The 14,818-nt window shown below is 55.3% G+C and carries 11 protein-coding genes; 4 read left to right on the plus strand and 7 right to left on the minus strand.

Annotated elements, in window-relative coordinates; all coding sequences use genetic code 11:
• Positions 1-115 precede the first annotated feature (115 nt).
• The 3 genes from DW133_RS10300 to DW133_RS08675 are packed head-to-tail and all read left to right on the plus strand — an operon-like array spanning position 116 to position 1,385.
• Positions 116-322 (plus strand): helix-turn-helix domain-containing protein, encoded by a 207-nt coding sequence (locus tag DW133_RS10300; protein WP_369907954.1) that lies wholly within the window; start codon positions 116-118, stop codon positions 320-322.
• A 60-nt stretch (positions 323-382) separates the two neighbouring features.
• On the plus strand, positions 383-832 hold the full coding sequence (locus DW133_RS08670; RefSeq protein ID WP_118276264.1) for a hypothetical protein: 450 nt from the start codon (positions 383-385) through the stop codon (positions 830-832).
• A 40-nt stretch (positions 833-872) separates the two neighbouring features.
• A complete protein-coding gene (locus tag DW133_RS08675) occupies positions 873-1,385 on the plus strand; it encodes a type II toxin-antitoxin system HipA family toxin (protein WP_118276265.1) in 513 nt (170 codons plus the stop codon).
• A gap of 241 nt (positions 1,386-1,626) precedes the next feature.
• Here DW133_RS08675 and DW133_RS08680 read toward each other — a convergent pair whose 3' ends face one another.
• The 6 genes from DW133_RS08680 to DW133_RS08705 all read right to left on the minus strand — a co-directional run bounded on the left by DW133_RS08680 (position 1,627) and on the right by DW133_RS08705 (position 9,331).
• Positions 1,627-2,757 (minus strand): AAA family ATPase, encoded by a 1,131-nt coding sequence (locus DW133_RS08680; RefSeq protein WP_147408914.1) that lies wholly within the window; start codon positions 2,755-2,757, stop codon positions 1,627-1,629.
• A gap of 199 nt (positions 2,758-2,956) precedes the next feature.
• Positions 2,957-3,580 (minus strand): hypothetical protein, encoded by a 624-nt coding sequence (locus tag DW133_RS08685; RefSeq protein WP_118276267.1) that lies wholly within the window; start codon positions 3,578-3,580, stop codon positions 2,957-2,959.
• A 28-nt stretch (positions 3,581-3,608) separates the two neighbouring features.
• Positions 3,609-5,519 carry a conjugative transfer system coupling protein TraD gene (traD, locus tag DW133_RS08690; protein WP_147408915.1) on the minus strand — a complete coding sequence of 637 codons (1,911 nt, stop codon included), beginning with the start codon at positions 5,517-5,519 and terminating at the stop codon, positions 3,609-3,611.
• 16 nt (positions 5,520-5,535) lie between these two features.
• Entirely contained in the window at positions 5,536-7,458 is a 1,923-nt protein-coding gene (locus DW133_RS08695) for a hypothetical protein (protein WP_147408916.1), read from the minus strand.
• A gap of 229 nt (positions 7,459-7,687) precedes the next feature.
• The gene (locus DW133_RS08700; RefSeq protein WP_118276270.1) at positions 7,688-8,071 is read right to left on the minus strand and encodes a hypothetical protein; all 384 of its coding nucleotides are present in this window, start codon (positions 8,069-8,071) and stop codon (positions 7,688-7,690) included.
• Between the two features lie 204 nt (positions 8,072-8,275).
• Positions 8,276-9,331 (minus strand): AAA family ATPase, encoded by a 1,056-nt coding sequence (locus DW133_RS08705; protein ID WP_158571173.1) that lies wholly within the window; start codon positions 9,329-9,331, stop codon positions 8,276-8,278.
• 1,063 nt (positions 9,332-10,394) lie between these two features.
• Here DW133_RS08705 and DW133_RS08710 point away from each other — a divergent pair.
• Complete coding sequence (locus DW133_RS08710; RefSeq protein ID WP_118276272.1) at positions 10,395-10,832, plus strand: Sbal_3080 family lipoprotein; 438 nt, start codon at positions 10,395-10,397, stop codon at positions 10,830-10,832.
• Positions 10,833-10,927: 95 nt separating this feature from the next.
• On the opposite strand, the gene DW133_RS08715 is transcribed toward DW133_RS08710, so the two are convergent.
• Positions 10,928-14,386: a S8 family serine peptidase gene (locus DW133_RS08715; RefSeq protein WP_118276273.1), complete on the minus strand. Its 3,459-nt coding sequence runs from the start codon at positions 14,384-14,386 to the stop codon at positions 10,928-10,930.
• Between the last annotated feature and the right edge of the window lie 432 nt (positions 14,387-14,818).

The raw sequence follows: 14,818 nt of genomic DNA on the forward strand, positions 1-14,818 counted from the left end.
AGAACCAACCTCTTGGAGTTGCGTAAGCAACTCCGAAGGAATCCTCTGATTTTCAATCAGGGGAGGACGTCAATTCAAGTCCGTTGACGCCTTTTGTACCCGCATTGGCGAATACATTTCTCTTGCTCGGCGCAAACGAGGTCTCACGCAGATGGACATGGCTGAGAAGGCGTGTACGTCAATTGCGACCTATCAGCGTATAGAAAAAGGCGACGGAACGGTGGCGTTTGCCACAGTGTGTCGAGTTCTTATGATTCTTGATCGGCTTGAGTCGTTTGATAGCGTGTTGTCTCCGCTGGAAGACCGGGTGGCGCAGCCATGATGGAGGCCCGGGTGCCCAAACGCGTACGCCGCAAGCCCGAAGAGTTCGAAGGATTCTGAAATGCAACAGCGGATTTCGGTCTTGATAGGTGCCGACAACAAGTGTGTTGGCACGCTTGTCTTTGACGACACTCGACCGGACGCCTCTCAGTTTTGCTACGCTGACTCGTGGTGCTCTGACGCGACTGCTTTTGCCGTGTCGCCCGAGCTTGCTTTGACAGTTCAGTGGCAATACTTCAGTAGTCTCTCTCGAAAGAGTCCGTTTCCGTTTGCCTTTGCCGATACGGAGCCTGAGAGTTGGGGCTGCCGCTTGTTGAAGGCCGTCTTTTCGAAAGCGGGTCACGAGCGCAGTCTCTCGGCCGTCGATTTTCTTTTAGCAGCCGATGACGGTAGCCGTGTGGGTGCTTTGCGCTTTGTGCCGGAAGGTGTGCAGCTCGCTGATACCGAAGCAGGCAAAGACCTGACGCTTCCCCTGAAGGATTTGGGACAGACAGGTCGCGCGAGCCGCTAAGCGTTTCGAAACAGGCGAGGCGACGGACGACGATCTGGATTTGCTTAACGGCATCGGAACAAGTCTGGGCGGTGCACGCCCCAAATGTACTGTTCTCAAAGAAAACGGACGTTTTGCCATCGGAAAGTTTGCGAGCGTCAATGACGAAAGAAGCGTCGTCAAAGGCGAGATTCTTGGACTCGAACTTGCGCGTGCTGCAGGACTCAATGCCGCCACCGGCAAAGTTGTGACGATCGATGACGTCAACGTGGCGGTTATCGACCGCTTTGATCGTACGTCAGCAGGTCGCCGCATTCCGTATTGGTCAATGGCCACGTTTCTGCAGAGCACGGAAGACGGTTACCCACCGCCGTGCTACACGGAACTGAACGAACGTCTGTATCTTCAGGCAGACAGTCCGGACAAAACGACTGCTAAAGAAATCGTCGGTCGACTGCTTCTGAACTATCTGATCAACAACACTGACGACCACGGGCGCAATACGGGACTGTTGATGCGCAACAACGGAGTTTGGGTGCTGTCGCCGGCTTTCGAATCAATCCTGTGCCTTTGAGTCGTCCCGAAGCGCCGTACGTCTGTTTGCCAGAGTGAGTCGCAAAAATCTCCGTACAGGAATCAGATTCTCTGTGCTATCTAACCAGATCAAGACGCGAGTCCTCCACTTAGAAAGCCCTCGGTAACTAGCAACCTAGTCTTTAGGAATGAGCGCGGAATTTACCCGTTCGGATGCAAAAGGCGGCAGAGCTCGCAGCTCGCCTTGAGAATTGAAGGAAGCGAGCCGCGATGCTGGTCCGTTAGTCAGACTCTTCTTCGGATAGCCATATGCTGGCAGCTTGCGGGTCTGAAGCGGCATAGCAACCATAACTTACCGGATAAATCCAGTCGTTTTTCTGCATGGTACCCAATTTGCCTTGGATTGAAGAGGCGCTGATGGTGCGATCGAGACCGGCAGACTTAGTGAGCTGTGCCCGAAATGCCGAAGAAAAAAGGTTGGTACATCCGCCCAATCCAGCTTTGGCAATCTCTGTAAAAAGAAGTCTGGTGATCAGATCGCAGTTGCGAATAGGATCCAAAAATTCATTGGCGTCTATTCGGGCCTGATTTGTGCACAAAGAAACAAATGTCTGATTGATTTCGACTCCCGGATAGCTCTGAATATGTGTCAGAAGCTGACGGAAGGCTTTCGGGCGGCATCCCAGAATTGAAAAACCCTCACGTAACGCTTCTCTTGAAGGAACTTTTGACTTGTCCTTCATTTGGTCTACTTGCCACTGCAGATATTCGTCACCTAACAGAGGAAAATCTTGACGATCGGTTCCATAGAAAGGTTGGGACGATCTAGCGGCCATTGCAGTCAAAATTGAACGATGCGAACCGGTACCGACGATTAGCAGATACGTGTCTTTTGGGTTGTTCGGGCGCAGGTTGACGGCGTCACGGGCGGCTTTCAAAGCTGTGAGCAAATTGAGTCCAGCTTCGTTTTTTAATGCTTCCTGAATTTCGTCGATGATGAGCACAATATTTACATCGTACTTGGCAACAATCTCCGAAAAGACGTTTGCAAGTGACACGCCTGAGGGAATGCCGACTTGTTTTGGTTCAAAGCTTAAGGACACTCCGGGAAATGTCACCTTGAAAGATGACAGTCGTGGAGATTCCGCTAAAAATTGTCTTATTTTGGAAAGAACCGCTTCCGCCGGAGAGATGCTTCCGCGGTTTTCCCAAAGGTCAATGTAGATGACCAACGCGTTTTCCTTTTCGAGCTGTGGTATCAGGTCTCTGCGGATAAATGTGGTTTTGCCAATACGGCGAACGCCGGTGAGAAAAAGACCGTCCCGTGACGTGAGTTGCAACGCATCAGGGTGCAGCAAACGGTTGCTCAATGCAAGCGCTAGATCAGGACGTTGGAAAATAGGTGCGGACATATGGTTACTCAGAACAGTTACGCCAACTTATTGAAATCAACATAATTATATCAAATGCTATAACCTTACGTAACCTGCCTGTTGATTCTGCTAGTACGAGAAGCTACTGCATGCGAATTTGCACCATTCGCGCAATGGAGAAAAGTCGCCTCCTGTTCGTGAATACGACAACAAACTGCGGCTTTACAAGACGGCATCGTCATAAACGATGGAAATACCTCACCCAAGCGTGCAAACCCACACAGCCGACAGCAATCACCGAGAGTCCGACCACAGCCGCCCCCGCAAAAGGCATTAGTACCAAGGCTGAGCCCATAATCAAAGCCCCTAAAAAGCCAATTGCCGAGGTAAAGCTCACTGCCGGTCGCGAGGTCTCAAACGTATGGTGCGCAATGGCTCGCAGACTTAAAGCGTCAATGACGGTGGCGACGGCTAAAAGCAAGATGAGTCCGAACGTGTATTTGAAAACTTCCAGTCGCAAGCAAGCGAGACGCAGGAGTCCTTGGATAGCCGCAAGGCGATTTAATGCCGTCTGCCAGAGCCCGTTGCGAACAGCGGCGTCAAGTTCTGAGAGAGATTCATAGGCCGCCGGCAGGGAGACAATCTCCCGGTAGATTGAGTTTCGCAGTTCATCGAAACTGCCGTCAATCAACCTGAGTTTAGGGGCAATATGCGCCCGGCAGGATGCTTCGCACGTTGTACTTTCGTGCTCAAAAACGGCATGAACGGTTGAGCCCGAGGCAAAGCAAAAGACGGCAAGCCACAGGGCTATGATCAGAAACAGGCCGCCGGAGGCGAGGGATCGCAAAGGCTTTGTGGTCATGGAAATTCCTTTCAAAGGACGACAGGTTTTAGCCGGAGACCAAGTCTTCGTCGGCAATCAGAATCGGCGTGCGGCCCTTCACCAGACGGCCGCCTGCAAGAGACGCGAAAAACTCGCAGTTGGGGAGTTTGCCGAGCACGTCGCAGGGGATGATTTCTTCGCGCGAAGCCGTGATCTGACGAGAGGCGCCTGCGGTGAAGTGTCCGGGGTGCGCCGTATCCGAAGCGCTTGTGAGCGTGGCGGCGGTGTTGGCGATGTAGGTGCGACCGAACGTTTCGGCCACGAACTCCTGCGTGAGGCGATCCTTGGTGCGCAGACTCACGAGGCTGTTGAAGTTGCCGAGCGCCATTCGCGCTTCGTCGGTGGAACCCAAGCGGGCGGCAAGGTCGGCCACCGTCTGCATGGCACAGGTAGTGCGCAGGCCGGATTCTGCGCCCTTGTTGAGTATCTCGATGAGGGAGCGGTTGATGACGTTGGAGCATTCATCGACAAAGAGACTCACCGTGGTGCGGGCAATCGAGGTGTCGTTGTAACGTTCGCCCGCACAGGAGGCGAGGTCGGCAAGAAGAAGGGAGCCGATGGCGCCCGCGACCGTCGGATCGGGAAGCGAATTGAGGCACACGTAGAGAATCTTTCGCTGGGCGATGATCTCCGACAAGCTCATTGCTTCTGCGTCGTTGTCTGCGGGCGAAAGCGTTTGTCGCAGAGCTCCCGATGTGAGCATTGCCAGAACGGGCATGAGGCTCGCCGTGATTTTGGAAAAATGCACCGGGTCGTGAGCGTAGGTAGCGGCACCTTTGAGCGTGGCCTCCGAGAGCGCCTCTCTGTCTCGAGCTTTATCCAAGAGCAGAAGCACGCCTTCGCGGCCCTTTTTACCCTTGAGCTTGACTTCGGAGACGAGCGTATCAAACAGATCCGGCTCGCAGTCGAGTTCCACCGCTTCCAAAAGCAGATCTTCGAAGTCGCCCGTGAGCACCGATTCGATGCCGGCAATCGAGGGCGTGCGGCCGACGTGAACGAGGAGATTGACGACGACGTTCACCGCAGACCATGCAAAGGACGTAAAGGGGCCGGAGTCGGCCATCACGGCGGTAAGGCGGCTGGCGATTTCACTCGGTCTCTCAAAGTGCGTGAGCGGATTGATGCGGATTCCATCGGGGTCGTTCGGATGAAAGAAAAGGGGATCGCTGCGGTTGGCAAGCTTTGCCGCAGCCGTTACGGCGTTTTTGAGTCGGGAGCTCATCTTGGGGTCGATCACGATCACCGCTTCGCCGCGCAGAATCGCCTGAGTGACGAGACTCGTAAGAAGCACGCCTTTGCCCGCCTGGGTCGTTCCAACAATGAGCGTGCCGCCTTCCAATGTCTTTTCCGAGACCCAGATGTCCTTCTTTCTGCTCTCCAAGCCGTCAATGGCAGCGAGCCCAACCGTACGGGGATCCTTAGGGGCAGTGCCGGTCAGACGCCGACAGATATTGCGGTGCGGAATCAGCCGCTCGACGTCAATTTTGGAGAGCTCATAGAGCTTTTGTGCGTGCTCGGGGCCCCAGTCAAAACCGCGGCCGAACCACACGGGCGCAAAGGTTTCGGTGTCGCCCTTGCTGGCCATGTTGCGGCGTGCGCGAAGAAGACGCCGGGCAAAGACGCGGCACGAAATGAGTTCCAAAGCACTGCCCGCAAGCGGTGCTCGGTCCTTGAGAACGGCCATGCCGGATTTCAGACGGATGCCTGCCATGAAGGCAGAGACGAGTCCGACAAGGGAGGCGGCAAAAGCCGGAGCCAATCCGGCGGCAGCAAAGACACCGGCGACGGACGCGGTCACGCTCCAGGCAAGAGCAGGCTTGAATTCGGTTGCGGGGCGCGAGGTGTCGGCGCGCACAGAATCGGTACCGGCCGTAAAGACGGAACGTCGACGGCGGGAAAAGATTGTCAAAAGTGTCATAAATGAAACAAGAAGATCAGGAATCGGGTCGGGCGACAACGCGCTTCATGCGCTTGCTGCGGGCGGCGGCAAGCTGTCGCTTCTGGATATCGAGCACGATTTCAAGACCGGTGGAGACGTCGGCTTCGCCTTTGCGGCGAAGTTCATGCGTCAAATAGCCGTGCGCGACTTCGGCAATTGAGGCCGAGCAGAGTTTGCGAAGTAGCTTTGGCTTGACAAATTTCTGCAACTCGCGTTTTGTGCGTTCCCCCGTTTGGTTTTGAGTGAGAGCTGCGCTTTGCGCGAGCATGCGATTGCCGATCTCTTGGTCTGCTTCTCGGCTTTCTCGGATAAAGAGCCTTAAAAGTCGCGCCATGGCATCGGTAAAGAGAAACTGTTTCAACACATCCTTTCGAGTGGCCTCCGAGAGCTTCGTGCGGTGAAACTCCGTCATGTGCTCCATCCACCAGATCGCTGCCGAAACGGACTCGAAAAAGGGGAAAAGAACGCCGGTTTCGTGCAAGGGATTACCTGGCCAGTAGCGATGCAGCTCAATCATGTTTTCGGTTTCAGTCTCCGATTCGTTGTCGGCTGCCTCAGACACTTCTCTCGTACAGGACACGGCTAGTCCCAAGGCTTGCAGCGGCGAGATCCAGAGCGCGATCGGACCTGTGAAGAATCGCGACGGCACGAATAGGCCTGCGGGAAGTGCGGGCAACTGCGTTCGGGCGGCGCTCGAATCTTGTGCCGAACGGTTTGCGGCAGTTCGTATGGCAGCTTTGTGTTCGGCGGCGTAACGCATCAAGGCGTGCGTGATGTGTTCCTTGATTTGGTCCTCTGTCTGTGGCAAGTTTTCGGTGCCGACCGACGCTGAGACGCTCGGCTCTGTTGCCATGGTCTCAATGCTCTTTTCCATGTGGGAATCGAGCCCCACGCCAAAAAATTTGCGCGAAGCGACGTTTAGACGCAGAGCTTCGTCGACTTTGCGCAAACCCTTTGCAAATACCCCCGATGCCCAGGAAGACAGTCCGAGGCCGGCAACGGCCCCATTCATGACCGGGTGACAGATCGAATCGGGCAAGGTTCGGAGGGCTCGTTTTGCCACGTTGCCTCGGGTGCCACGATCTCTCGAGTCGTTGTCAACGTCGATTTCGAGTTGCAGAAAGTCGTAGGCGGCGGTTGCAAGTGCTCGTTTCGATTCGGGTGAAATCAAAGCCAAAAGGCGTGCTGCCGCCTCAGGATGAATTTCCCAGAGGGTGACGAGGTGTTGTCTGCCGTCGTTTTCCCAGCAATGGGCACGAAAGGAAGAGACAACGAGCCTTGCCTGAGTGAGAAACGCATAGAGCGACGGTTGGTCCGTGACGTTTGAGAAATGTTCGGAGACGGCTTTGAAAAGTGCCGGAATCTCGCTGCGTAGTCGTTGTGTGAAAAGCTCGGCAAAAGCGTCGGGCGTCATGAAGAGCCGCAGGGGCGGATTCGAGCTCGATTGCGTACGCATTGCGACCATGGTGCGCGTCAGTACGCCCGGGGAGGCAGTCGCCATTGACGTAAAGAAAAAGTGCCGAGCAAAAAGCGCTTTACTGAACGCGGACGATGCCACTGAATTTGAATTCGGAAACGTCAGAAGAAAGCCCGCCAGGAGCAGAAGGGCGGTTTGAAAGGCCGTTGGTTTGTCACCGGAGACGGGATCCTTTATTTGGGGTTCTTCGAAAAAGGCGGCCAGAAGCCTGCGGCATTCATCGGAAAATCGGGCGTCGCTTTTGGCAATGAGGCCCGTGAGCATCAGGGCGACCTCAAAAAGCGCCTCGGTGAGTTTGAGGTCGTGCCGGATGTTGCCGGTGAAGGTCGCCTGCAAAAACGACAGAAGTCGTTGTTGCGCCTGAGGTTTAATGTCGGGCGAAAAGGCGGCGAGCGATTCGGACAGAATCGTCGCGTATCGTTGACGCAGGCTGGCGCACAAACAGAGCCTCTCAAGAAGGCGTTCGGCGAGAGTGTCAAACTCGGTGTGACTCAAGGGCGGGAAACGACAGGGTAGTCTGGAAAAGGAAGATAAAGAAAATCCCGGCACTCCCTTTTTCCCGGACAACCGTCGGCTAGGCCGAAGATGCCGGGAAAAAGAGAACGCGAAGGAAAACAAACCGCAGAAGTTTAAGGTTCAGTTGAGAGCTCTCAAAGCCATGGATGCTTGACTAATCGAGCAGACGGATCTGACGGCTTTCTTTTTCGTTGAAACGCATGCGCTTCAACGAACGGCGACGAAACGTGCGCCGCAGCGGCGTTGCCTTTTTCGGAGCTTTTTTGGGAAGCTCGGGCAACGGGCCGCAGCCGGCATCGATATTTTCAATTCGGTCCGTCCTGCAAAGAAGGCTTTTCCCGTAGAGGTCTCGAAACTGCTTTCGGGTGAGCTCGCAAAAGTGCGGGCCCAAGAAAGGCACGGGGCCTTTACAGTTCGGCTCAAGGTCGACGTTGACGGCAAACCGTACCGAGAAACTTTCCACTCCTTTCAGAGGGGCCAGTTTCGCGATTTCGTCGTCGGTCATCGCAACGGGTTCGGGGCGGGGATCGTCGGACATATCGGGTGTTTTTCCATAAGAAAAGACCCCGTTGCCGTCGATCGCACACACAAAGAACCTCAGGGGCTGACTCGACAACGCCTGCGGACAAGCATTGCGGAGAGCCTCTGCGTCTTGAGCAGGAAGGACGGAAAACGGGGTCGGAACGGATGAGAAGGGGGCGTCCTTCGGGATTCAAAGGGCGCGCGGCAAGAGCGAGCGGCGTTAACCGATTTTCGGTCGTACGTTACGACGTCTTCGGTTCGCTGCCGTCGAAGAGTGAAGCGTCTCAAGCAACGGGGCGAAGTGAAACGCCGCCATTTCCAAGAGCGTCAGACACGCGCGGTCGTTGAGTGCACTGCCGATGGCAAGCCGGACGGCTCGCGACAGAGACTGCTCGGGGATGCAGGAGCCCGCAAGCAGCTGCGTCAGTATTTCGCACAGGCGAATCACAACGCGTGTACTCAGTGCCGCAGGCACGTCCTCGCTCACGAAATCCGCTTCCAATGCGGGGTTCGTGCGCGAGGCTTGTGCAAGTCGTGCGGCGCATCGGGCAAGCTCGGCAAGCGTTTCGCTTGACAGAGCGCCCTGAGCGATGCGCTCACAACGGTATAGGACGATGTGGGCTTCCACTTCGGGTTTGGGCCAATCGGCTGCCATATGCCAGAAGCGGTCGCACGTGCTGGCGTCCTGCTGGTTGCGAGAACTGTATGCCGACTCGGGCAGCGTACCGCAACGGCAGTTGTCGGTGACAATGACCCGGGTGTTGACGTGTCTGGGAATGCTCAAACCTGTCTTCTCGATCGTGATTGGCTGCCCTTCGAAGATGTCGTTGGCGCCCACCCAGACTTCCGGGGGAGCGAGCGAAAACTCGTTGATGAGCAGTACGGCTCCGGTTTTCCACGCAATGGTGGCCGGTCCGTCGATCCATGCGAAGCCTCCTTCGTGCGCGCCCCAGCGGCCGACAAGGTCGTCCTTCACGAAGCGTCGGGAACAGGTCAGGGAAATGACCGGTACGTGGACGCGTGCGAGAAACTGAAGAACGGAGGTCGTTTTGCCGCAGCCCGTGGGCCCCGCGATGTAGAGCGGGATACGGGTGTCGGGCCAGGTCCACCACAGCACGAGATCCTGCAGAAAGGATTCATCGAACACGTGGCAGGGATCGACCCGAACGACTTGGGCGGGCGCAGCACAGGAAAGCTGCGAAGCCTGAAACCCCGGGATCATTGTCTCGGACGCAAGTCCGAAGTCTTGAGCCGAAATGCAAGTTGTGAATGTCATTGGCATAGTGGTTTTCGCCTTTTTGAAAATCCATCAAAGGGAGCGAGCGAAAACCCACCAAAGACAAGCTGAGAGCTCCGTTGAGGGAGACACTCGAAACTTGCATTCACGCAGGCAAACGCCCGCGTCGGGTTGGTTTGTAGTTCAGGTTTGATCGGTCCGAAGACCACGGTAAACACTGAGAAATCCGTTTGAAGGTCGGCATTTTGCCAGAATGGCGCGGAATTGCAAGAAGCGAAATCCGGCACGACTGTCGCCGGCAGAATGCTGTCGGTCTATGCGCGCAAAGTATGGGCTCGCCTTGCGTATCCGCTTGTCGGATTAGAACCTCAAGGATAATGATGCTTGCTCGACGTTTCCGAGTCATTGCCGAAATTCGTTCGAATGGCAATGGCTGAGAGTGTCTGACGTTCGGACCGCCGGCAAGAACGACTATGAGCGGACAAGCAGAGGTCGGAACGTTTTTGCCGGCGTCGGAAGCGTGAAGCTCACTGAGCGAGGTGGAACTCTCAGAGAGCTTCGACCGGGCAATCGGCAAACTCTTCGGCGAACCGTAATGGTTCGGATACGAAACTTTAGGTCAACATGCCAAGCGATACCGGATGATTGTTACCATAGTCCTCCGGTATCTTGAGTCGTGTTTTTGCGAGGAAGAGTTCAGGCACTCGTAGACAAATCTCTGACACAGAATGGAAACCGATCAAATTCTCAGATCAACGCGGAGCCGGATCCAATGTCGGAAGATCGGATCCTCAATTTCGTAGTTCGGCGCCTTGATGACAAAACCGGTTTTCACACGTACAGCTCGGGCAAGCAAGATGATTTTTACGACATTTGTCGAGTGGAAGTACTCGCTGAAATTCGAGTCGTAGATTGACGAATAACATATTCGTCGTTTGCCGAATAATCTAGTTTCAGAATATCGAAAGTTCGCAGGCGAAATGTCCTATCTTTTTTCCGTTATCCGGTAACCAATCATGTTGATTCAAGGCCTTGAGCTCGTTGGCATCGAGCGGAATCTGCTATTGTGGCCGTACAGAATCAACACGAACGGGAGGCAGAAATGCTTTACAAAACAGTTGGTTTGGCAGCGGCCTCGGCCGTAAGCGCGCTGATGGTCGGGTGCGCCAATACGACGACCGGAAAGATGGTCGAGCCGCTTGAAGTGATGCCGACGGAAGTCTGCATCATCCAAAATCCCAAGGTCACGATCGGTGAGGCCATTCCGTCGCTGCAGTCGGCATTCCAGCGCCGCGGCATCAAGACGACAGTGGTCCGGGATGCTGCGTCCTGCACGTCGGAATACCGTTTGAGCTACGTGATGCAGCGCTCGTGGGACGCAACGACCTACCTCGGTCTTGCGGAACTGACGCTCTATAAAAACGGCGCCATCGTGTCGACCGCCAAGTACAAGGCCGGAAGCATGACGCTCACGAAGTGGGGCAAGACTGCCGAGAGAATCGACAAGACGGTCGGCAAATTGCTCGGTGAGTCGGAATAGTTCAGATACGGATCTTTAAAAAGAAACATCAAGCGCCGCTTAAAGGATTTCCGAAGCGGCGCTTGTCGTATGGTGAGCCGATGATTTCTGTCCGATCAGAAGTGCTTCGTCCAGCGCAGAGAAGCGCCCCAGCGCTCGTCTCCGGAGTCCCCGGCTTCACCGTCGAGCATCAGCGCGAACTCGTGACCGGTTGACGATACCCAGCCAATCCTGCATTGCGCTGCCGCCGCGTGACGGTTGTCGAAGAATTCGACGTTGGTTTCGTCGCCTATGCCGGTCCATGTGTATGTCTCGTTGCCATTGACGTGAAAGCGATTGCGGTACGCAATGCGACCTTCCAGAAAGAGATTGCCTGTCGGGGAGGCGGCACTGCTGCGCGTCTTGACAGCCAGGCCGGCTTCAAGTGCCGCTACGCTTAAAAGTTCATCTTCATACTCTTGTGCAACGAGAGAATCCGACTCGCGGACATCGTCTCGGTGGATTCCGTCCCAGCTGAGCTGAGCGTACGGCATGAACGAGAGCGCGATCCGATCGGGGGCAAATTTGCGGCCGATGCCGATGGACGCGCCGAGACTGACGGCATGGGTGGTTGTATCGAGTCGCTTTGAACCGTAGAAGTCGCTGACGTATCTTGTGCGATCCTCAACCCCGTAGCCCAGAAGTGCCTGACCGAAGAGTCGCATGCCGGCACCGAATTCCCGCATTGCCGAAACGCTTGCAAAAACACCTTGCGCGTTTCCCTTGTCCGGGCCGGAGATTTCGATGTCGTCGTAATAGCCGCCGACTTTCCAACCCAGCGCCCAGTCGCCGAAACTGCGGCGAGCACCGGCTGAAAGAATGGTACGGGTACTCTGGAATGATTTCGCGCCGTCCATATTTGCCCGTTCGACGACGAGCGTAGCCTCGGGAATGACATCCGTGGCATACAGATCGGTAAGCGGCGAGAGCGCTGTCACCTCACGCAGGCGAATGGATCGAGACATCGCGGCGGCATCGAAGGCCAGGTGAGAATCCGCCTTGGTTGAAGCAAACGTGTTTTCCAGGGTTTCAGCCACCAGCTGTCTGTCGCTTTCTGTGAAGCCCTTCTTCAGGTTTTCGGAAAGGATATCCACGGCGCTGACAAACTCGGAGGCGGTTCCCGAAAGAATGCCGTCGGCTTGGATCACAGCGTCCAGTTTTTGAGCTCGACGCATGGCGTCTTGTGAGAGTGAAACGGTTTTGCCGACGCGCTGCATGCTGTTTTCGACACGGTGCATCTCAAAGCTGCCGTCTTGATTTGTGACGAACTCAAACGTAATGCCGCCGCCCCAGGAGAGCTCCGCATCTTTGACCTGCTTAAAGATTTCGTCATCAGTTTCCAAACCCGGGAAAAAGAGACTTGGGTGCAGGGTAATCGTTTGATCGACGTATTGCCCCGTGCGAATCGTGATGTTCAATGGGGCATCAGCATTGCTCTCTTGGCCGGATTTCGCCAAAAGTGTCAGGGACGATGTTTGATCCTGAGAAAGATTGCGCACGATTATTTGGTCGATCGTATGTTCGCCGACATCAAGCACAAGCGATGAGCCCGCTTCCAGTTTCAGTTGACCTTTGACGTGAAACGTGCCGATTCGATTACCAGGGTTGAGATCGTCTCCGGGCGAGAGCGTGCCGCGGGATGTCAGTGACCCGACCTCACCGCGTCCTGCAACGGTGGCCGTGGCATCGGACTGGACGTCGTTGTCAATGATGCCGTCAATGACGAGTGTGGCGCCGTTGATCACGTCGGTGGAGCCGCTGTAGGAGGCGTGACCGCTCATGACGAGAGTGCCCGCTGAAACGATGCTGTTGTTTTTGCCGAGCGTGCCGGAAACGACGAGCGAAACGGGAAGATCGGCCTGATCCGGAGCAGAGGTCTGATTGCTCGAACCTTTATAAGGTTGGCCGCTTTGGATTGCCTCGTTGTATGCCTTTAATTCTTCTTGGGTGGTGATGTGCAGCGTCGGATTCCAGGGCACTTCGTTGATGTCATTGCCAAAGCGGCTCACGCCGTTGCCGGCAAGATTGAGCGTGTAGGCAATCTGTTCGTTTCCGTTGAGCCCTGTCTGAACCGGCAGCGTCCACTTTGAATTCGTCTCATCCCAACGCGCCATGCGGTTGATGTTGAGTTCGGCAATGCCGCCCACGGCAGAAGCCGCATCCAGAAGCCCCGCGCCGATTCCGTATTCAACGATGGTGCAGTTTTTGATGAAGTATTCCTTCCATTCCTTGTATGCCTTATCAACCGCCTCAAGATAGGCGTCAGGGTCAAGTTCCCATTCGTAGCCGTCGAGGATTTCCTCGCGCCACTGGGCAGCTGCCCGTTCGGCGGCTTCTGCCTTGAGAGCCTTAAGGTCACCAAGTTTGGTGCCGGCGCTGCCCCAAAAGACGATGGCGGCGGATTCTTTATAGACGTTGGAGACGTATTTATTTTCGTCCGGTGACCACGTGGGCGAGGCGACACGAAAATCCAGTCTGCCGCCGTACTGCAGGTGATAGTCCGGGTTGTTATGGTTTGGGTCCGCGCCTGTTTGTTCTGGATGCAGGGCAAGTACTTCGTAGACTCCTTCCTGAGGCTTGCGGGCGGTGGTAAGAACGCAGTCGGCCAGCTGCGAGGCGGTCATCCAGGGAAATGCCTGCTGCACGAGCGCAAGGGTGCCGGCCACATGCGGCGCGGCCATGGATGTGCCGGTCATCTCAATGGAGCCGTTGCCGCTTCCCGCTTCAACGCTCACGATGTTGGTTCCGGGCGCGGCGACGGACCACAGAGAAGCAAAGAGAGCGCGGTTGGAGGCTTCGATGGCGCTGCTGTTGCCGTGAACGAATCCTTCTTCAAAGAGGTGGTCTGATTCGATATTGATGACGTTGATGAAGTGGCCGGCTTTCGAAGGGGCCCGCATGATCGGCAGAATCGGGTCGGCCGGCGCAAGTCCTCCTTGGTTGCCTGCGGCAAAGACCATGAGTTTGTCGTGTTTGACGGCGGAGTTGAAAACCTCATTGAAGGCACACGTTTCGTCCGGAATGTCACCGTAGCTGAACAAGCCGCGCACCCAGCCCCAGGAGTTGCTGTAGATCTTGACGTCGTCGTAGGTTTCAATGGCTTTTTTGTAGAGGTCTGCGACCTCATAGATCATGGTCGGACCTTGAATGGTCGAGTAGAGCAAAAGCAACGAGGCGTCTTTGGCTACGCCGTAGTTAACGGAGGAGTTGCCTGAAGCGATGCCCGCTACGTGACTGCCGTGACTTTGTTGGGTGGCGTTGACGCCGGTGCCGAATTTCTCGAGATACTGGTCGCTGTAGAGCTTGATGATGTCTTTGCCTTCAAAGGCGATGTGGGTGGTGTCAAAGCCCGAATCGAGAATGCCGATGCGCACGCCCGCTCCCGTAAAGCCCTGAGCGTAGGCGCCTGCTGCGTTGATGGCGTCTAGGTTGATGTTGCCGGTGGGAGAGGCGCAGACTGACAGGGGCCACAAAACGGCGCAGACAGCCAGAGCGAGAGCTGAACGATGGTGACGAAAACGGTTTGAAGAGGGCATAAAAACCCCTCCCTATGACGGGAAGATCAAAAAAGGCACCCTTAAACGTAGTGTGACACAAAATGAGCGCAGTGGTTGGGTGCGGCCAAATCAGGTGGTAAAAATCGGCCAAATTGGGTGGCAAAAAACGGCCAAATCGGGTGGCGGAATGTTGGGAAGAACATCGATGCGAGATATCAGCGAGTTGCCACATCAATCTTTGCCATGGAGGGTCAGGGTTAAATTTAGTTTTCGAAATAGAGTCAGTTTGAGTTCAAGGTTGAGTTTGAACCAAGGTTCCAACTGAGCCTTTCTAGACGGGACCTTAAGGAAGGGGCGGCGGATTAGGCCGCCCTACCCGAAATGGAAAAAATTCTTCAATGTATTGAAGAATTTTGTATTAAAAATCTTCAATGGTCTGACGGATTTTTACGCGATTGAGGTCTTTTTAGA

The sequence above is a fragment of the Sutterella sp. AM11-39 genome, from assembly GCF_003472385.1.
Lineage (GTDB): Bacteria > Pseudomonadota > Gammaproteobacteria > Burkholderiales > Burkholderiaceae_F > Duodenibacillus > Duodenibacillus intestinigallinarum.